Annotated in this window: 14 protein-coding genes; 4 read left to right on the top strand and 10 right to left on the bottom strand. The window is 35.5% G+C overall.

Translation table 11 applies throughout. The features are described 5' to 3' along the window. The first annotated feature begins 211 nt into the window (after positions 1 to 211). Positions 212 to 1,675 carry a serine hydrolase domain-containing protein gene (locus BHE19_RS07535; RefSeq protein ID WP_070906543.1) on the top strand — a complete coding sequence of 488 codons (1,464 nt, stop codon included), beginning with the start codon at positions 212 to 214 and terminating at the stop codon, positions 1,673 to 1,675. Between the two features lie 205 nt (positions 1,676 to 1,880). Beyond that, entirely contained in the window at positions 1,881 to 2,324 is a 444-nt protein-coding gene (locus BHE19_RS07530; RefSeq protein WP_070906542.1) for a hypothetical protein, read from the top strand. A gap of 131 nt (positions 2,325 to 2,455) precedes the next feature. Here BHE19_RS07530 and BHE19_RS07525 read toward each other — a convergent pair whose 3' ends face one another. After that, positions 2,456 to 4,846: a penicillin acylase family protein gene (locus tag BHE19_RS07525; protein ID WP_070906541.1), complete on the bottom strand. Its 2,391-nt coding sequence runs from the start codon at positions 4,844 to 4,846 to the stop codon at positions 2,456 to 2,458. Positions 4,847 to 4,962: 116 nt separating this feature from the next. On the opposite strand from BHE19_RS07525, the gene BHE19_RS07520 reads away from it, so the two are divergent. Continuing rightward, positions 4,963 to 6,525 carry a hypothetical protein gene (locus BHE19_RS07520; protein WP_070906540.1) on the top strand — a complete coding sequence of 521 codons (1,563 nt, stop codon included), beginning with the start codon at positions 4,963 to 4,965 and terminating at the stop codon, positions 6,523 to 6,525. A gap of 129 nt (positions 6,526 to 6,654) precedes the next feature. Continuing rightward, a complete protein-coding gene (locus BHE19_RS07515) occupies positions 6,655 to 8,466 on the top strand; it encodes a hypothetical protein (RefSeq protein ID WP_070906539.1) in 1,812 nt (603 codons plus the stop codon). 57 nt (positions 8,467 to 8,523) lie between these two features. Here BHE19_RS07515 and BHE19_RS07510 read toward each other — a convergent pair whose 3' ends face one another. The 9 genes from BHE19_RS07510 to rsgA form a co-directional block, all read right to left on the bottom strand. Next, on the bottom strand, positions 8,524 to 8,976 hold the full coding sequence (locus BHE19_RS07510; protein WP_070906538.1) for a glycine zipper family protein: 453 nt from the start codon (positions 8,974 to 8,976) through the stop codon (positions 8,524 to 8,526). 184 nt (positions 8,977 to 9,160) lie between these two features. Next, positions 9,161 to 10,438, bottom strand: a complete 1,278-nt coding sequence (gene kynU, locus BHE19_RS07505) for a kynureninase (RefSeq protein ID WP_070906537.1) — start codon at positions 10,436 to 10,438, stop codon at positions 9,161 to 9,163. A gap of 161 nt (positions 10,439 to 10,599) precedes the next feature. Next, positions 10,600 to 11,649, bottom strand: coding sequence for a tRNA preQ1(34) S-adenosylmethionine ribosyltransferase-isomerase QueA (gene queA, locus BHE19_RS07500; RefSeq protein WP_017496163.1), 1,050 nt, complete (start codon positions 11,647 to 11,649; stop codon positions 10,600 to 10,602). Positions 11,650 to 11,980: 331 nt separating this feature from the next. After that, positions 11,981 to 13,207 carry a 3-phosphoshikimate 1-carboxyvinyltransferase gene (gene aroA / locus BHE19_RS07495; RefSeq protein WP_070906536.1) on the bottom strand — a complete coding sequence of 409 codons (1,227 nt, stop codon included), beginning with the start codon at positions 13,205 to 13,207 and terminating at the stop codon, positions 11,981 to 11,983. An 81-nt stretch (positions 13,208 to 13,288) separates the two neighbouring features. Further along, the gene (locus BHE19_RS07490) at positions 13,289 to 13,615 is read right to left on the bottom strand and encodes a nucleotide pyrophosphohydrolase (protein WP_012022600.1); all 327 of its coding nucleotides are present in this window, start codon (positions 13,613 to 13,615) and stop codon (positions 13,289 to 13,291) included. A gap of 43 nt (positions 13,616 to 13,658) precedes the next feature. Next, positions 13,659 to 15,671 (bottom strand): DUF3857 domain-containing protein, encoded by a 2,013-nt coding sequence (locus BHE19_RS07485; protein ID WP_070906535.1) that lies wholly within the window; start codon positions 15,669 to 15,671, stop codon positions 13,659 to 13,661. Positions 15,672 to 15,676: 5 nt separating this feature from the next. After that, the gene (locus BHE19_RS07480; RefSeq protein WP_070906534.1) at positions 15,677 to 17,584 is read right to left on the bottom strand and encodes a DUF3857 domain-containing protein; all 1,908 of its coding nucleotides are present in this window, start codon (positions 17,582 to 17,584) and stop codon (positions 15,677 to 15,679) included. Positions 17,585 to 17,649: 65 nt separating this feature from the next. Then, positions 17,650 to 18,102: a D-aminoacyl-tRNA deacylase gene (dtd, locus tag BHE19_RS07475; RefSeq protein ID WP_070906533.1), complete on the bottom strand. Its 453-nt coding sequence runs from the start codon at positions 18,100 to 18,102 to the stop codon at positions 17,650 to 17,652. Between the two features lie 90 nt (positions 18,103 to 18,192). Further along, positions 18,193 to 19,170: a ribosome small subunit-dependent GTPase A gene (gene rsgA / locus BHE19_RS07470; RefSeq protein ID WP_026109952.1), complete on the bottom strand. Its 978-nt coding sequence runs from the start codon at positions 19,168 to 19,170 to the stop codon at positions 18,193 to 18,195. Positions 19,171 to 19,239 lie beyond the last annotated feature (69 nt).

The following is a 19,239-nucleotide window of genomic DNA, read 5'->3' as shown; positions in this document are numbered from 1 at the left end:
GCCTATAAATAGTGGTGGTTCCTGGCAGTTCCCGGTCTATGCTCTCCCGCAAGAGTGTTAAGAAAAAGATAAAAAAAGGATTGATTCTGAAACATAATTAAAAATTCGTCGTCTAACAAAAGACAACGACATAATCCTGAACAGATTAAAGAGTTTCAATCATCAAATCAAAAATCAATCACTGATTTACTAACCTTAATCATCAATCAATATGCAGAAACCAATCAAACTAGTTGTTCTTAGTGTTATTCTACTATTTTTCGCTTTGAACATTACTTTCGCACAGGACAAAGCGAAACAAATTGACCAATTATTAACTACCTACAATCAATATGGTCAATTTAATGGTTCGGCACTGGTTGCCGAAAATGGAAAGGTAATTTTTAAAAAAGGATTCGGCTCTGCCAATATGGAATGGGATATTCCGAATCAGCCTGATACCAAATTCAGGTTGGGCTCGATCACCAAACAATTTACCGCTTTTTTAATCTTAAAATTAGTGGACGACGGAAAACTAAAACTGGACGTTCCTATCACTACTTATTTACCGGATTACCCTAAAGAAACCGGCGACAAAATAACACTTCATCACTTACTAACACATACCTCAGGAATTCCAAATTATACCGCTACACCAAATTTTCTTAGAGATAAAAGCCGCAATCCTTATACTCCGGAAGACTTTGTAAAAACATTTAACAAATTGCCTCTGGAATTCAAACCAGGTGAAAAATTCAACTATAGTAATTCCGGATATTTCCTCTTGGGGTATATTATTGAAAAAGTTATCGGTAAAACCTACGAACAATATTTGCAGGAAACTATTCTTACTCCTTTAAAAATGGTAAATACAGGTTTTGATCATAGTGAAGTTATCCTTAAAAACAGAGCTGCGGGTTATGAAAAACAAGGCAAAAATTTTGTCAATTCTTCTTTCATTGATATGAGTATTCCATATGCGGCGGGATCTTTATATTCTACTGTCGAAGATTTATACTTATGGGATCAGGCGCTTTATACAACTAAATTGCTTTCAGAAAAATCGATGGAGTCTCTTTTTAAACCGTATATAAAAGCCTGGGTAGATTTTTACAGTTACGGATGGTTTATTTCAGAAGCTGCTACTGGTAGTAAAGATAAACTGAAAGTTACGGAGCACGGTGGAGGAATTAACGGATTTAACACGCTCATATCACGTGTTCCTGCCGATAAAATTCTAGTGGTGTTACTTAACAATACAGGCAATACTGTTTTGGGCGAAATGAACACTGCTATACGTGCTATTTTATACAACCAGCCTTATAAACCTGCCAGAAAATCATTGGCAATTGATTTATTGGATGTTTTCTCTACAAAAGGATTAGTAGCCGGAATGGATACTTATAAAAAACTAAAGAATGACCCCACTTTTGTTATTAAAGAAAACGACATGAACGAAGCCGGCTATCAATTGCTGCAAAGTGGAAAAAAGAAAGAAGCTATTGAAATTTTTAAAATTAATGCGGAAACTTTTCCAAAATCCGGAAACGTGTATGATAGTTTAGGAGAAGCTTATTTGACAGATGGAAATAAAGATTTAGCAATAACCAACTATAAAAAATCGGTGGAACTAGATCCTTCAAATGAAAACGGGAAAAAGGTCTTAGAAGAAATTTCAAAAAACAAAACGAAATAACTCTCAGCAGTCCTCTTTAAAAAACTCCGCTAAAATTGATTTCAAATCAGTTTTAGCGGAGTTTTTTGTTACAATTTCTAACAGTCATATTCGATAATTTAGCATTAAAAGAACTATTTTAGCGCTGCCCAAAAAAACAAAAAATAAACCCTCAAATCAACGTGATTTACAGCAATAATTGTTGTGAACTGTTTTTACTTAACCTATGAAAAAATTAAAGACACAAACTCTTTTAGTATTCGTGCTATGCCTGTTTATTCCGCTTATCGGTAATGCTCAAACCTCAACCAAGACCGTACCGATGCCTAGTCAGCAAAACAAAATTATTATTGATAAAATTGTCGAGGCTGTCCGTTACAAAAGTTATGTGACCGATTTTTGTCTGGCAACTATTAGCGAAGCTGTCCTTAAAGAAAAATGGAACGATCAAAAAACGATTGAAATAACGGAGAGTATCGACTACAAAAACTTTCGGGACGCCGTTTATAATATGTTTGCTTTTTATAATGAAATAGAATTGGAAACACTTTTAAAAACCTATCAGAAAGATACTGTCTATCAAACAACCAATGTCATGGTTACCAACGATGCACTGGGTTACAATCTCGAAATATTTGCAAATGATATTGTTCGGGGAAGGTATAAATAGGTACTGAGGTTCTAAGTTGCTAAGGTTTTAATCTTTGTCAAAGCTTACACTTTGACAAAGATGTAATCATAAAAACGCAAAAGAAACTATGCGCACTTTGCGGTAAAATCAGCAATCCTGAAACTAAAAAACTATTTCCCAGCAGGCTTAAATACCAATTTGGTGGATGTTTTAATGATCTCTTCTTTGTTTAGTTTCATCTTTCTGAATTTACCAGCATTGTACATTTCGGCCTGATCGTCATAATGTTTACTAAACGGATTACCGGATTGTCCTGTTGGCAAAATACTCCAGCTATTTTCGATATCAGAGAAATCCACTACTCTTCTGGTTGATGGCCCGCCTTTTACGTGATACTTTCCTTCTTTATTGAATCCGAAAAACTGATTGTTTATTACTTCATTCGATCCCGGAGCTGCAAATGGCCCTACATTAAACAAACTGCGCAAAGCTGCTACTTTACCCAAAGGATGTTCATGTTCTACGGTGTGTGCTTTCCCCCAGTTCCAATCTGCCACCTGATTTCCAAATTGTTCCTGAAGTTCCGCTATGGCTTCATGGAAGGATTTTAAAACAATATCACTTCTGGTTTCTTTTACATTTTTGGTTTTGATGTTGTCCCACCAAACGGAATTTTCATTCTGAATTTGTCTTGCAATGATTTGCTTCCCCAGCGAGGTATCAAGATACAAAGTAAAGTTATCGGCTCCCATTTCGTCTTCAAAAGTATTTTTCAGGTACAGATAAACCCATTTATTGTAAATCGTTGGTCCAACATCCTCCGTATTATTGGTTCCTTTCCATGATTGCAAAGCATTTATCGCTTCTTTTTCTTCTGCGGAAAGCGAACTTCCGGCTACAGTCGAAATTAAACGTTGCACCACTCCCGGTGAAACCAGTGAAGTATTATCAAAAATCATCTTACTGATGGCTTCTTTATCCCAATCTGATTTTGCGTCCATTAAACCTGAAATTCTTTTGGCACGATCCTCCGGCAAATAATATCCCGGATATAAAAAGCCATCGATAGCCTCAGGCTGATTGTTGGCAGAATACACATAACCCCATTTTGGATTCTCGGCAGAAGGATTCTTCGAAAAATCTAAATGTTCTTTAATATCGTCTTTGCCACTGGCACCATCCAAAATAAGAAAGGTGTTCACTCCCTTATCGTGTTTATAAAGTGCTCCGGTTGCCCACCATGCCACATTTCCTTTAGCATCACCATACATCACATTCAAACCCGGTGCCGCTACAAGCGAAACTGCTTTTCTGAAATCGTCTTTATTTTTAGCATGTGAAAGTCCATAAACTGCATCTAAAATCTGGATGGGCTGTTGTGTATAAACCCACGACATTGCAATAAGATTCTTTTTTCCTAAACGATCCAGTACATCATTCATAATAGGTCCGTGGCGGCTTGATTTAACCGTCAGAACTACATCTGACGTATCTTTTACTTTTATCGTTTTTTTAATCGACGTATAAGCCGCAAAACCTGTTGGTGTCTGATATTGATTGGAATCACCCTCTTTATTTTTTTCCTGATAAAAATCGATATCATCATTTTCGAACATTGTCAGCCCGTAAGCATAATTGCGATTGTGCGCCAATAACGGATAAGGTGTTCCGGCCAGATAACAGCCGTACAATTCAAAATCCGGTGTTACCAAATGTGCTTCATACCAGGTCGCAGGCTGTGAAAAGCTAATATGCGGATCATTCGCAAAAATCACTTTTCCGCTTTTCGTTTTAGTGGGACCCGCAACCCAGCTGTTACTTCCCACAAAAGGAGGAATAAGTGAATTCTCCAGCAATGCCGCTACAGACTTTGAAATGGTGGTATATTCTTCGATATTCTCTTTTGAGTTTTTGATCCTGGTGGTATTAAACTCCCCCTCGATCCCTAAATCTTTTAAATATTCAACACCGTATTTATCCCGAATAAAAGTTAACAAAGGATCTGTTTTTTGCGCCATTGCAAAACTAAAAGACATATAACCAAAAATATTATACACGTCTTTTATGGTAAATTTTTCTTTTTTCACTCCTACCAGAGTAAACTCAATCGGCGTTACTCCCTCTTCCATGTACTGATTTATCCCGTCCAGATAAGCCATGGTCATTTTATAACTCTGACTGTTAGGATCTAATTTTGCTATGGCTTTTGCCGAAGCTTCTTCTATACCGATTCCGGAGAAAAATTTATCATTTTTTAGTGCAACTGATCCAAAGATTTCTGATAATCTTCCGGGTGCAATTCTTCGAAGTAATTCCATTTGCCATAATCGTTCCTGCGCATGAACATAACCAAGTGCCGTCATCGCGTCTTTTTCAGAATCGGCATAAATATGAGGCACTCCAAAATCATCAAAATACACTGTAGTTTCTTTCTGGAGGTTTTTCAATTGTACTTCACCTTCATATTTAGGCTTCAGATGAAAGATGTAGGCACAAAGACCAATTCCAAGAATAACAATCAATACCAATAAAACCAACAGAATTTTTTTAATTTTTCTCATATTTATGAAACGTATAATGATAGATGATTTTGCAATGATGTAACTTAAATTTAAAATCCTGTAAGAAACATCTCTTTTAAAAGTCTAAATTTATGTATTTAAAATCAATACTATAAATGTCAATCTATAAAAAAATAGCGATCGGTATCATTTCAGTCCTTTTTTTTGTGATTTTATTCGATATGGGCCTCAACTATTGGATAAAAAAACAATTGCCTCTTATTGTACACGAAAAAAACAAAACTGCTTATTCGATTCATTACGAAAAAATCGAAGTCTCATTATGGAGTCGAAGCATCAATGCGCAAACCTTACTGATTCATCCCAAAAATCAGCTTCAGAACAGCAAAACAAAAAACGGAATCTACGCCAAAATTGAATCCATTACGATTCGTCATTTTAACATTTGGGATCTGGCCTTCCGCGATATTATTCAAGCCGAAAGTATCATCATCAACAAACCCCGCGTTATTTTATATAAAAAAGGAGAAAAGCTTTTAAACAATAGCAGAAGTATTCAAACAGAAATTATAACCCCTTTTCAGAAAATACTTGCAGTTTCCAATATCTATTTGAACGAAGGAAGTGTTGATGTGGTTTCGCTGAACCATAACCAACCTATTTTTAGCATCAAAAAAATGATTCTAAAGCTCGAAGGAATTTTGGTCACTGCTACTACTTTAAAAGAAAAAATTCCCATGCATTTTGAAAAGTATGTTTTGGTCTGTGATAGTTTATATTTTAAACCCAATGCCTTTTATCGCCTGAATATTGGCAAAATCAGTAGTGAAAATCAATTTCTAAGGCTTAAGAATTTTTCTTATTTGCCTGAATTTAATCGAAAAGAATTTGTTCAAAAACTCGACAAGGAGAAAGATATCTATACGCTAAAACTGGATTCGGCCGACATTGAAAAAATGGATTGGGGTTTTAAAAAAGAGCAGTTTTTCTTCAAAGCCAACTCATTGGTTGCTCATCATTTGAACGCTAATATCTATCGCAATAAAATACCGAAAGATGATTTGAGTAAAAAATATCTTTACAATGCTTTATTGCGAAAAATTAAGTTTCCTCTGCAGATTGATACGATCCGGATTTTAAAATCAAAATTGGTTTATGAGGAAGAAATTGACTTTTCAAAAGGTCCCGGGATTCTAAATTTTCACAATTTCAATTTGCAGGCTATCCATCTGAAAAGCGGTTTTGCTTTAAAGAAAACTGCTGATGTGAAAATTAAAATCAATTGCCTGTTCATGAAAACGTCTCCTTTACATGTTGATTGGAGTTTTAATGTTCTCGATCCTAAAGACAGTTTTCACATTGAGGGGACGATCTCCCGTTTCAATGTTGCCGCGATGGAACGTTTTACCAAACCTTACATCAACACTACTTTTACCGGCAAATTCCATAAATATCAATTTGATTTTTACGGAAACGATGATAACGTTAAAGGAAACGCTTTGATGGACTATGAAAATTTAAAAGTAAAACTCTTTAAAAAGAAACATCTTGAAAAGGAAGCGAAACTAAAAACTGCAGTTGCCAATTTAGTACTCAAAGATGACTCGGGAGCAACATCTAAAACTGCTGATGTTGAATTGGACCGAATTCCCGAAAAATCTTTTTACAATTTTCTATGGAGAAGTATTGCAGCGTCTTTTACCCAAATTTTAATTTAACTTATTTATTCTTCGCAAGAGTTTCATTTCGAATAAAGTCAAAGGAATAATAAACTGCAAACCTGATATTTATCAGGTTTTTTGAATTTTATTTTCCCAACATTTGCTTTTATTTTAATTTAAAAACAAATGGCAAAACCATCGTTACACACTTTTCATATTCCTGTAATGGGTCTCGCATATACAATTGACAGTCCGATTCGAGTGGCACAATTTGGTATTTCGTCTGTAATTTCTATCGCTGATGATGATCTGATTGAGAAGATGCGTAATTTTTACAGTACTAAATTTAATTTTCCATACGAAGAGATAAGTCAAAAATTTCACGACTACAGGGCACAGCGCATTACTTCGTATCTCAATCTGGTCGATAAAATTGTGAAAGAGAAATTTGAAAATTTTAAAACGGAATTAATCGAAAGTAAAACTGCGTTAGAAAACTATATTGCGATGTTACCGAATACTTCCGACATCAAAAAGGGGTTTCAGAATTTACTGGAGGACGGAATTTCTTTTAAAGAAAATATCCAAAACTATATTGAATCACATCTTTCACCCGGTTGTATTGATGTGAATATCATGACCAAAATCGATAAAGATAATTTTGAAAAAAACGAACAGCTTCCGATTGAATTTAATGATGCTCATGCTGCTTTGCGAGGTTTCGCCAATAGTGATCTTGAATCTTCGGTGGTACTTTCTGCCGGAATGAATCCGAGATTGTACAGCTATTTCGAAAATTTTTCAGATTTCTTTCCCAATAGTAAAAACGAGCTTAAAAAGAGAATCATTCTAAAAGTCAGCGATTTCAGATCGGCTATGATACAGGGAAATTTCCTGGCCAAAAAGGGCCTGTGGGTTTCTGAATACCGAATTGAATCAGGACTAAACTGCGGCGGACATGCTTTTGCCACTGAAGGTCTTTTACTGGGTCCGATTTTAGAAGAATTCAGGCAGAAAAAGAATCAGCTTATTCAGTCTGCACATGAATTGATGACAAAGGTATTACAGCAAAAACAAGTTCATGTCCCTCAAGCACCATTGCCTTTAAAAATTACAGTTCAGGGAGGCGTAGGTACTGCGGAAGAACACGATTTTTTATTGCAAAATTACGAAGTGGACTCTGTAGGATGGGGATCTCCTTTTTTACTGGTTCCCGAAGCGACTTCTGTAGACCCCGCGACTCGTAAATTATTAATGGATGCTAAAGAAAAAGACTTGTATCTGAGCCACATTTCTCCATTAGGAGTTCCGTTTAATACGTTAAAAGGCACTACAAATGAGGCTTTAAAGCAAAAAAGAATCGAGCAAAATAAAGCTGGAAGTTCCTGCCCGAAAAAATTCCTGGCCTTGAGTAAGGAATATGATCCACATGGAATTTGCACAGCATCGAAGAAATTTCAGGACATTAAACTGGCAGAATTAGACGCTAAAAAAAATAGTCTTTCGAAGGAAGCTTACGAGAGAGAGAAGTTTTCGATCACCGAAAAAGCCTGTTTATGCGTCGGATTGGCCAATGCATCTTATTTAGAAAATAATATTCAGATAAAAGGTCAGGCGCAAGGAGTTGTTATCTGTCCAGGCCCTAATATGGCCTATTTTGACCAAGAAGTTTCATTGTCTGATATGCTGGCACATATTTATGGAAATAAATCAATTCTGAGGGCTAATAACAGGCCTAATCTGTTTGTAAAGGAATTAAAAATGTATATCGATTACTTTAGGAATGAAATAAGTAACATTTCGGGAGAAATCACCAATGCCCAATTAAAGAAATGGACTGTTTTTAAAGCTAATCTCTTAGAAGGAATTGCCTATTATGAAAATTTGTTTTCGTCTTCTTTCTATTTTCAGGAAGATCCCGAAAAAATCAAATACCAATTCGATTTTTACAAACTGGAACTGGCTACAATTAAAGTTCCAACTTGTGAGTTGGTATAAAGAAACCGCCGATTTAAATTTTAAATCGGCGGTTTTATTTTAAAACTGTTTTCTAGTTTACTCTTTTTTCTTTTTGCTGCCATCGATAATAGCTCCGGTTCCGGCTCCAACACCTGCTCCGGCTAAACCGCCTATTATTGCACCTTCACCTTTTCTCTTACTAACAATGGCTCCTGTCACTGCTCCTACTCCGGCACCTATGACAGCTCCTTTAGCAGCTGAACTCCAGCCTTTCTTTTTGGGAGTGGTTTGTGTTGCAGTCGGGGTTCCGTCAGCTTTTTGATTCACCACGACCACTTTTTGTGTTTCTAACTTTTGTTGTGCCTCTACCTTTTGCTCTTCTCTGATTTTTGCCATTTCCGTTCTCATTGAATCAATAACTCTTTGTTTACTGATTTCAACTTTCATCGAATCAATACTAGCTTGTTTTGCTTTATTGATATCCTCTTTTCCCTGATTCTGGCAAGAAACAAGAAATACCGCAGCTATAAAAATATATAAAGCTTTCATGAGATTGTAGTTTAAAAAATTATTACACTACAAAGTAAGGAAGAACTTTTTTCGGAAAAGTTACAGGATTTTGCAGAAAACTTATAGAATTTGAAGGTTCTGTTTCGCCACAGATTATAATGATTAAAATGATTTTAAAAAACTCCTTCAATCTATTTGAAACTGCACGGGATTATACTTTGACTTACTCTCCTAAAATTCCTTTTTTAAGAATCTGCCCAAAATCATACATGTCTTCATACGAACAATACAACGGAACGGGTGCCAGACGAATTACATTAGGCTCACGCCAATCTGTTATCACGCCATTTTTCATCAGGTAATCAAATAAGCTTCTTCCTTCTCCATGTAGAAAAACAGAAAGCTGAGAAGCTCTTTCACTAAGATTTGAAGGTGTTATAATCTCAAAATTTCCTTTTACCTCTTTATCAATTTCATGTAGGATAAACTCTAAATAAGCGGTAATTTTATCTCTTTTTGCAATCAGGTTATCCATTCCAACCTCAGCAAACATTTCAACGGAAGCCAAATAAGGTGCTAAAGAAAGTATTGGTAAATTACTAATTTGCCAACCGTCTGCTCCATGAACCGGATCAAAATTAGGCTCCATTTTAAAACGACGTTCCTTGTTATGTCCCCACCATCCGGCAAATCTTGGTAAGTCCGGATTGTTGTGATGTTTTTCATGTACAAAACAGCCTGAAGCATTCCCCGGTCCTGAATTCATATATTTATAACTGCACCAGGCAGCAAAATCTACATTCCAATCGTGAAGCTGTAGTTTAATATTTCCGGCTGCATGTGCCAGATCCCAACCCACTTTTGCTCCTGCTTTTTGACCTGCAGCGGTAATGGTTTTCATATCAAAAACCTGCCCGGTATAATAATTTACTCCTCCTATTAACACTAAAGCCAGTTCATCTCCGACTTCTTCAATTTTTGACAGAATATCTTCAAGACGAATATTATGTTCTCCTTCACGACGTTTAATTTCTACAATCGCATCTTCTGTTTTATAACCATGAAAATGTACCTGACTCTGAAACATATATTGATCTGAAGGAAATGCTTTTTCCTCACAGATAATTTTGTAACGGGTTGCGGTTGGCTGATAAAAAGACACCATTAACAAATGAAGATTTACAGTCAAAGTATTCATTACCGTTACTTCAGAAGGTAAAGCTCCCACTATTTTACTCAGGGGTCCAGCGAATCTTTCCTGATAATCCCACCATGGTTTCTCGGCATAAAAGTGACCTTCTACAGCAAGATCTGCCCAATCGCTCATTACTTCATCAATGTAAGCTTTGGTACGTTTAGGCTGCAATCCTAAAGAGTTTCCGGTGAAATAAATCACTCTTTTGTCATTAACTTTTGGAAATATAAATTGGTCCTGATAGTGATTTAAAATATCCTCTGAATCGAGTTGTTTCGCGAATTCGCGTGTATTTTGAAAAGTCATTGTGTTTTTGTTTTGAATGCTAAAATAACAAAAATTGTTTATTTTGTTTCAAGTTTCAGGTTTCAAGTTACCAACAGAACCTCAAACCTGAAACCATCATAAAATAAAAAACCCGACGAGTTTTAAAAACCTGTCGGGTCTGTCTATAAGATAAATTCTAATTAAAGAATTAACATTGCATCTCCGTAAGAATAGAATTTGTATTCTTCTTTGATCGCTTCTTCGTAAGCTCTTTTCATTAAATCATGACCACAGAACGCAGAAATCATCATTAATAATGTTGATTTTGGTGTGTGGAAGTTTGTAATCATACAGTTGGCAATACTAAAGTCGTGAGGAGGGAAAATAAATTTATTCGTCCAGCCTTCATAAGGATTTAAAGTATTTTGAGAGGAAACTGAACTTTCGATGGCACGCATTGAAGTTGTTCCAACAGCACAGATACGTTTTCTACCTGTTTTTGCAGCATTTACGATATCACACGCTTCTTGTCTGATGATCAATTCTTCAGAATCCATTTTGTGTTTAGACAAATCTTCAACCTCAACCGGGTTAAAAGTTCCTAAACCTACGTGAAGTGTTACTTCTGCAAAATTTACTCCTTTAATTTCTAATTTTTTCAAAAGGTGTTTCGAGAAGTGTAAACCTGCAGTTGGTGCTGCTACAGCTCCTTCTTCTTTTGCATAAATGGTCTGGTATCTTTCAGCATCTTCAGCAGTTACTTCTCTGTTGATGTATTTAGGAATCGGAGTTTCTCCAAGTTCTGTCAATTTATTTCTGAATTCTTCGTAAGAACCGTCGTATAAGAAACGTAAAGTTCTACCACGTGAAGTGGTGTTGTCGATTACCTCAGCCACTAACGAATCGTCGTCGCCAAAATAAAGTTTGTTACCAATTCTGATTTTACGGGCCGGATCAACCAAAACGTCCCATAGACGCTGCTCTGAATTTAATTCTCTTAATAAGAAAACTTCAATTCTTGCTCCTGTTTTTTCTTTGTTTCCGTACAAACGTGCCGGAAAAACTTTAGTATTGTTAAGGATCAAAACGTCTCCGTCATCAAAATAATTGATAACATCTTTGAACATTTTGTGCTCTATAGTTTGTTTTTGACGATCGATTACCATTAAACGAGACTCGTCTCTGTTTTCTGCTGGAAATTCCGCTAAAAGTTCTTTTGGTAAATTGAATTGAAAATGTGATAATTTCATATTGACATTGCTGATTTTAGAGTGTAGATTTTAGATTTTTTTATCTAAAATTGTAAATCGTGTGCAAATATACGATTGTGAGATAGGCGTTGTCAAGTGTTTTGCTGTTTATTTTCAAAAGTCTTTGGTTTACTGCCCCTTAGAGTTCCTTAAAAATGAAAGTTTTAGCTTTTCTTTAACTTTAGAGGAAACCAAAGTTCATTTAATCCGAACTCCTGAAAAATCGCTGTTGCTTTTCCCGATCAAAATCAAAAATAAATCCACAAAAAAACCTCCGGTTGGAACCGGAGGTTATTGAATTATGTTCAGCTCTTAAATAATCTTCTATTTTTTATAGTGTTTCGACAATTTCAAAGTTTAATACTTTCAAATCATTCCAGAAATCAGGGTATGATTTTGAAACTACTTCGGCATCTTCAATAACAATAGGCACTTTTAAAGCCAAGGGAGCAAATGCCATTGCCATGCGGTGGTCATTGTAAGTCGCAATCTTCACATTGTGCTTAATATTTTCTGATGCCACCAAAGTCAAACTGTCATTGGTTACTGAAATGTCAGCTCCTAATTTTGTAAGCTCGATTCGCAACGCTTCCAATCGGTCTGTTTCTTTAATTTTCAAGGTATGAAGACCTGTTAAATGACAGCCTATTCCCAAACCTAAACAAGTTACTACTATTGTTTGCGCAATATCCGGAGTATTGTTCAATTCAAAATTTACATTTTCAAACTTAAAATTCTCTTGTTTTACCAAAGTCATTTTGTTATCCTGAAAAGTAGTTTTCACTCCCAATTTTTCATAAAGTGATACCAATTCAGAATCTCCTTGTAAGCTGTTTTCTTTGTAACTGCTCAGCGTTATAGAAGCAGTGTCTGCCAAAGCTACTAAACTAAAGAAATACGAAGCCGAGCTCCAATCTGATTCTACTACCATTTCTTTAGAAGCAACTTCTGTTTTTGGATATACTTTGATCACATTTCCTTCAAAACTGGTCTGAATATCTAAATCATTTAGCAAAGCCAAAGTCATTTTGATGTATGGAATCGAAGTGATTTCACCTTCTAAAGTCAATTCTAAACCATTCTCCAGTTTTGGTGCTACTAATAAAAGTGCCGAAATGTACTGACTGCTTACGTTGGCTGCCAAAGTTACTTTTGAAGCGGTTACTTTTTTCCCTTTGATTCGAATTGGCGGATAACCTTCTTCTTTTTCATAGGAAATCTCAACTCCCAATTGTTCTAAAGCTTCTACCAAAATCTTTATTGGGCGCTCCTGCATTCTGCTGGAACCGGTCATGACTACTTCGCGGCCTTCATTTACTGCAAAATAGGCTGTTAAAAAACGCATCGCCGTTCCTGCATGGTGAATGTCTATGATTTCGTCATGGCCAATTAGTGCTTTTTGCATTACCTCACTGTCATCAGAGTTTGAAGTATTGGCTAAGGTAATATTTGGGAACAGTGCTTTTAATAACAACAAACGATTGGTTTCGCTTTTTGATCCGGTTACTGCAATTTGTCCTTGTAAATTATGTTGAGTGGTTTGGAGTAGTAAATTCATTATAGGGTAATTATATTATAGCATTTTTGCAAATCTATTTTAAATAAAGGACACTCCAAAACTTTACCAGGACTTATCACATTATTTTAATTTATCGTTGTTTTTATGACGGTCTTTATCGCGAACTGATTTTAAATCCATTTTTTTATCAAAAGCAGCTTGTAAATCTATTCCGGTTTGATTGGCCAGACAGAGTACTACAAAAACAACATCGGCCAGTTCTTCTCCTAAATCTTTATTTTTATCGCTTTCTTTCTCTGACTGTTCTCCATACCTGCGGGCAATAATACGAGCGACTTCACCTACTTCTTCTGTAAGTTGTGCCATATTGGTTAATTCGTTAAAATAACGAACGCCGTGTTCTTTAATCCAGGTATCGACATCTAGTTGTGCATTTTTCAAATCCATAGTTCTATTTTTCAACAAAAATAATTCTAATCTTTTAATACCGCTAGATTCTCTTTAAAACAATTTTCTCTGTTTCTTTAGCGATCATCCCTTTGTAATATTCTTTTAGCATTTCATACTTTTCAGTAGATACAATTGCATCATTAATCTGGTGCTGCACTGTGATTTGTAAAAGATTATCGTTTGCTGCAATGTTAAACTTAAAAGTTCCTAAATTCTCTTCCATATTGAAAATTGCTGGCGCAGGCAATGTTTCTACTGCGAATCCTTCAGGAATTTTAAGCGTAATATTGTATTTATCAGTAAACGGGAAACCAAAATCTACCGGATATTCTCTCACTTCCTGTTTGAATGGATTTTCCTGATTTGCAAAAAACAACATCGGACTCACATATATTTTACCGCCAATTACTTCACATAAATTGCTTCCTGTAAAAGAGTACGATTCGACAATAGGCAATAGAATATCTTTTTCATTGGTTTTTGAGTACTCACTGATTTCAATTTTATTGTTTTGATTTTCCAATTTTTCCAGATATTCCTCTTCTTTGAGACTGGAAATGTTATGTCTGGTAATCACAGCATTGTAATCCGTACATTGTCTTCTGGCTTTTCCTGTGATTTTACCATCAGGATCAACACTATAATTCATAAACACAATGTCATTCGACGATTTTTTAGGCATCAAATCTACCTCTTCAGAGCTTCCGTCTTTTCTAATCAATCGACCGTACCAATTTAGGGCTCTAAGTGGCAAAACATTAGGGGTTGAATACTTATCTGAAGCATCTAAAAGTATATTCCCCTCTGGCGTTTCAACTGCCGCAATCACATAATTAAAAGCGGTTCTGTTTGGAAAAAGCGAAATCCCGTTAGAACGTGTACTCACTAAAACCGGATTTGCTGTCAAGCCCGCATAACGCAACATCGCGGTAAGCATTAAATTAATATCAGCAATATTTCCTGTCTTTTCCTTATACGCTTTCTTAACGCCATTATCTGTATAATATCCAAAATAATCATTCCATTTCACATTTTCTTTCACATGATGCAGAACAGCCAATATTTTTTCATCGATACTATTTTTTCCCTCCAGTTTCTTTTTCAAATCTTCTTCAAAATATCCTGTCTTGCTTAACTCCGCGCCAAAATCCTTGTTTTCGTAAATCGTTTTTACAACCGAGTTCCAATCTACTGAATACATTTTAAACTCTGCACGCGGAAATTTAGTCATCGACAGTTCGTGCTGAATACTTGCCGTATAATTATCAATATTATTTACAAAAGCTTCCTCTTTCATCGCCGGAAAATCTTTCGCCACGTAAGTTGTTTTGGTTTCCTGATAATCTAATTTATCTGTAGAAAATGTTGTAGAACTGTTCAGCCAGCCGCTTCTTTCTTTACTTGTAAAAGTAAGTGTCTTTAATGCTTTCTCTACTGTAGTTTTTGGAAAAATATATCCTTTCTGTCTTGGATTAAACACATAATACTCCGGAATATAAGTTGTAAATTCTGAATAATCTACAGGAATACTCGTTTGAAAATCCCATTCTCTGATCATTCGATCGCTTGGACATCTTAAAACATATCTAAACTCCAGAACAGAGCCTTCTTTTACATTAGGCATGGTAATCTTTTTTTGCGCTCTGAATTTATTGACTACTTCGTCAAACACTCCATCACTCTTAAGCTTTGTTTTTTCGATTTTACCTCCAACTAAATTATAGGTAACTGCATCGCTAAATGTTACCTTTTCTTTAAAGTCATTCTCGTTATAATACCATACTTTTTGATTTGCCCAATCGTATCCTTCCTTTTTATAGATTTTAATTCTGGTTTCGACTTCCGTTACCACAACAAAGCCTTGCGTTTCATCGTATTCAAATCTGGCCGTTCCTTTTCTATACAAAATAGCTGCCGCCGCTGATGAATCTTTAGGGTGCACTTTCTGTTCTAATTCGGCAACAGACACTTTTCCTAATTTAAACTCTTGCGCTGTCCCTTTGAACATACAGAGCAACACAATTAAAAAACTTAAAAATTTGATTGGTTTCATTTTGATTAATTCTTGGTTAGTATAATTTTGGCATTATCATTTTTTGCTATCTGCTCCATAAAAAGACGATAGTCATCGTATTCTTTGTTGGAATATTTTCCTTTATTCAAAAACAATGAGCGTTTGTAGAGTAATTTATTATTTTCTTTTTTGATGATTTCAGTTTTATATTCGCCGAACTTCCCTTTTAACTCAAAGTTTGAAGGCAAAAATTCTATAGCAAAACCTACTGGCAAATTGACCTCAATCTCATCTGTATCTGCATATCCACGCTGAATCTGAAAGGGGTTTTTTCTGTTTCGGATTCTCTTTACGTTCGTGGCACTTTGATTAAAGGCATCAACGACAAAAATTAGTTTATTCCCTGAAACTGTTGCATAATTCAAAGCACTAAGCTGGACATCTTCGGTAAAACGTATTGTCTCTTTGTTATTGTTCAAAGTTATCTTACCCAATTTCAGATTGTTGATGTTATCCCAATACTCTTTGTAATGTGCTTCTTTTTCCGTTGGCTGTAAATGCTCTATTCGTGTTTTCGAAGCGTATTGAGAACCTTCTGAATTTATTAAAATAGAACCGGAAAAATGTCCGCTTTCATCTATTGTATAAGTTCCTTTTTCGATTTGAGTATTACCCTTATCTTCATAGATATTAGTCCTTACAATTTCTGCTCCCTCAGGTTTAACAACCAATACATCTCTATCATCGGTAAAAGTTCCCTGATATCCAAAAGGATCGTCCTGACTTGTACATTCTAACCAGGTATACTGACTACCATTCGGAATTGATAGAATCATGTGATTTCCCTGCATGGAAACAAAATCAGACTCGATATTTGTTTTATTAGAATCTCCGTATAAAATTGTATTATAAGACGGAACATCTACAGCTTGTAAAAGTGCTCTAGTATAATTGGTTAAAGCTTTACAATCGCCATAACCCAAGCGGTCAACATCGGTCGCCAGCATCGGTTTCCAACCACCAATTCCAACCTGAATACTTACATATCTGGATTTTTTTTGAACAAAATCGTAAACCAATTTTGCTTTTTTAATCGGGTCTTTTTCGTTGCCAACAATCGCTTTTATTTTAACTTTGGTTTCCTCTGGCAAATCGGTTGTTCCGGAAAGTATTTTTTCAGAATACCATTTGCCAAAATCAGTCCAATTTGTGGCGGTACCGTCAACCCCTTCCAGATGAAAATGTTCTAATCCCATCATAACTTTAGGAAAAAGATCTCTGTATACCGGACTATAATCTTCCTGTTTTTGGGCTAAAATAGTACTTGCAGTATAAGAAAGCTGTGTACTGGTATCGGTTGTTTTCTTTACGTTGAACCCTGAAAATTGAAGTTCTTTCTTTTTAAATCCCAAATCAGCAGGATAGACGACATTTAGAACTGCTTTTTCAATGCTGGAATAGAACCCTTTTAAAGGCATCCAACTTGGAATAAAAGCAGTTGAAGAAGTTTGGACCTCACTGCTAAACTCAACTGTGAAAGGGTAGGAAATTGGAGTATAGTCTAAATATATAACACGGCTATCAGAAAAGAGCGTACTACCTCCAACAACGCTCTGATCTTTAAAATCTTTCCTTTTTACTTTTTTAATTTCCTTACCAAAAGCATCATAAACTACCGCTTCAATACTTCTCACCGAAGTTGATTTATCATAATATTCATGAGCTTGTATTGCGCTAAGTCCTTTTTCGTTTAAAACCGTAACAACACGACGATTTTTAGCGTTCATAGTTCGTTGAGACAAAATCGCTATATCAATCTGATCGAAACGAACTACTGCATTGGCATTTTCTTTAAGACTGTCGGCAATTGCAGCTGAACTATATTCGCTCTTCTGAGCTGTTAAAATAAAGGTGAAAAAGAAGAAAAATAACGTAAGAACTAGGCTTTTCATTTAGTAAGTAATTTCGCCAAATATAATTTTTTTTTAGAAATTCTTAACACTCGTCTAATATTTTTTTAATCTCTGTTTTTACTGTCTATTAAAATAGTTACAGGTCCGTCATTTACCAGGCTAACTTTCATATCGGCACCGAAAATTCCTGCCTGTATTTTTTTATTGAATTCCCTTTCTAAGGATTTTAAAAAATTCTCATACATAGGTATTGCAAAGTCTGGTTTTGCTGCTTTTATATATGAAGGGCGATTCCCCTTTTTGGTAGAAGCGTGAAGCGTAAATTGGCTCACTACAATAATATCTCCATCGATATCCTGAATAGAGCAATTCATAACATCGTTTTCGTCTGCAAAAATTCTCATTTTGATGATTTTACCCACCAGCCAATCAATATCTTCCTGCGTATCGGTTTCTTCTATTCCCACTAAAACCAATAAACCTTTCTGGATATCTGCAACTTTTTTCTGATCGACTGTTACGGATGCTTCTGAAACTCTTTGCAGTACTATTCTCATTTATGTAAGTCTTAAAGTTGAAAGTTATAAAGCCAAAAAGTTTAAAAGAGTCCTTTCGAAACTTTTTAAACATCGACCTTTTAACTGAATTTATTTTCTCGTTTCATCACTCGCTGCACGATCATCACCATAAGTATCCGTGCGGTAATGCTCTTCGTCTCCTTCCAAAATCTTAAGATAACTATTATAGCGGGACCAGGCGATTTCATCTTTTTCCAAAGCGGCTTTGATCGCACAGTGTGGTTCTTCTTTATGTAAACAGTTGTTAAACTTGCACTGATCTTTTAATCGGAAGAATTCCGGAAAATAACCGCTTATTTCTGAAGGTTCCATATCAACAATTCCAAAACCTTTTATTCCCGGGGTATCGATAATCTGTGCATTAAAAGACAGATCGTACATTTCGGCAAAAGTGGTGGTATGCTGTCCTTGTTTGCTTTGTTCTGAAATTACAGTAGTTTTAAGATGCAAACTTGGTTCCATCGCATTAACCAATGTTGATTTTCCAACACCGGAATGTCCGGAAAACATACTTACTTTACCCACCATCATTTCTTTAAGCTTATCCACTCCTTTATTCTCTGTCGAAGAAATACGCAGACACTTATATCCTATTTCCTGATAAATGTGCTGTAGATAAAGCTGTTCGTCCAAAGTATTTTCATCCAAAGTATCGATTTTATTAAAAATCAAAACAGCTTCAATTCCATACGCTTCGGCCGTAACTAGAAAACGATCTATAAAACTCGTTGTTGTTGGCGGATTATTAATCGTAATCAGTAAAAAAACCTGATCAATATTAGAAGCAATAATATGAATCTGTTTGGATAAATTAACCGATTTACGAACGATATAGTTTTTTCTTTCGTGAATATTAAAAATCGTTCCGGTTACCGCATCTGAAGTTTGCTCCAATTCATAATCAACAATATCACCTACAGCAATTGGATTAGTACTTTTAATACCCTTCATCCTAAACTTCCCTTTCATACGGCATTCTATAAAATCACCCTTTTCTGATTTCACAGTGTACCAACTTCCTGTAGATTTATATACGATTCCTGTCATTCTATATTTTTAGATTGCTGATTTTAGTTTTTAGATTATTCCTTGAACTAAAAAATAAAAGGCAAAATT

The organism is Flavobacterium tructae, assembly GCF_001853485.1.
In the GTDB taxonomy this organism is placed as follows: Bacteria; Bacteroidota; Bacteroidia; order Flavobacteriales; family Flavobacteriaceae; genus Flavobacterium; species Flavobacterium tructae.
The sequence above is the reverse complement of the archived record's forward strand: the minus strand, read 5'-3'. Positions and strand labels throughout refer to the sequence as shown.

What these genes read in the sequence shown, in the direction of transcription:
- BHE19_RS07535 (WP_070906543.1), top strand. Translation starts at nt 212, where the DNA reads ATGCAGAAACCAATCAAACTAGTTGTTCTTAGTGTTATTCTACTATTT.
- BHE19_RS07485 (WP_070906535.1), bottom strand. Translation starts at nt 15,671, where the DNA reads ATGAAACCAATCAAATTTTTAAGTTTTTTAATTGTGTTGCTCTGTATG.
- rsgA (WP_026109952.1), bottom strand. Translation starts at nt 19,170, where the DNA reads ATGACAGGAATCGTATATAAATCTACAGGAAGTTGGTACACTGTGAAA.
- BHE19_RS07510 (WP_070906538.1), bottom strand. Translation starts at nt 8,976, where the DNA reads ATGAAAGCTTTATATATTTTTATAGCTGCGGTATTTCTTGTTTCTTGC.
- BHE19_RS07530 (WP_070906542.1), top strand. Translation starts at nt 1,881, where the DNA reads ATGAAAAAATTAAAGACACAAACTCTTTTAGTATTCGTGCTATGCCTG.
- BHE19_RS07520 (WP_070906540.1), top strand. Translation starts at nt 4,963, where the DNA reads ATGTCAATCTATAAAAAAATAGCGATCGGTATCATTTCAGTCCTTTTT.
- BHE19_RS07525 (WP_070906541.1), bottom strand. Translation starts at nt 4,846, where the DNA reads ATGAGAAAAATTAAAAAAATTCTGTTGGTTTTATTGGTATTGATTGTT.
- BHE19_RS07490 (WP_012022600.1), bottom strand. Translation starts at nt 13,615, where the DNA reads ATGGATTTGAAAAATGCACAACTAGATGTCGATACCTGGATTAAAGAA.
- dtd (WP_070906533.1), bottom strand. Translation starts at nt 18,102, where the DNA reads ATGAGAATAGTACTGCAAAGAGTTTCAGAAGCATCCGTAACAGTCGAT.
- BHE19_RS07515 (WP_070906539.1), top strand. Translation starts at nt 6,655, where the DNA reads ATGGCAAAACCATCGTTACACACTTTTCATATTCCTGTAATGGGTCTC.
- kynU (WP_070906537.1), bottom strand. Translation starts at nt 10,438, where the DNA reads ATGACTTTTCAAAATACACGCGAATTCGCGAAACAACTCGATTCAGAG.
- queA (WP_017496163.1), bottom strand. Translation starts at nt 11,649, where the DNA reads ATGAAATTATCACATTTTCAATTCAATTTACCAAAAGAACTTTTAGCG.
- BHE19_RS07480 (WP_070906534.1), bottom strand. Translation starts at nt 17,584, where the DNA reads ATGAAAAGCCTAGTTCTTACGTTATTTTTCTTCTTTTTCACCTTTATT.
- aroA (WP_070906536.1), bottom strand. Translation starts at nt 13,207, where the DNA reads ATGAATTTACTACTCCAAACCACTCAACATAATTTACAAGGACAAATT.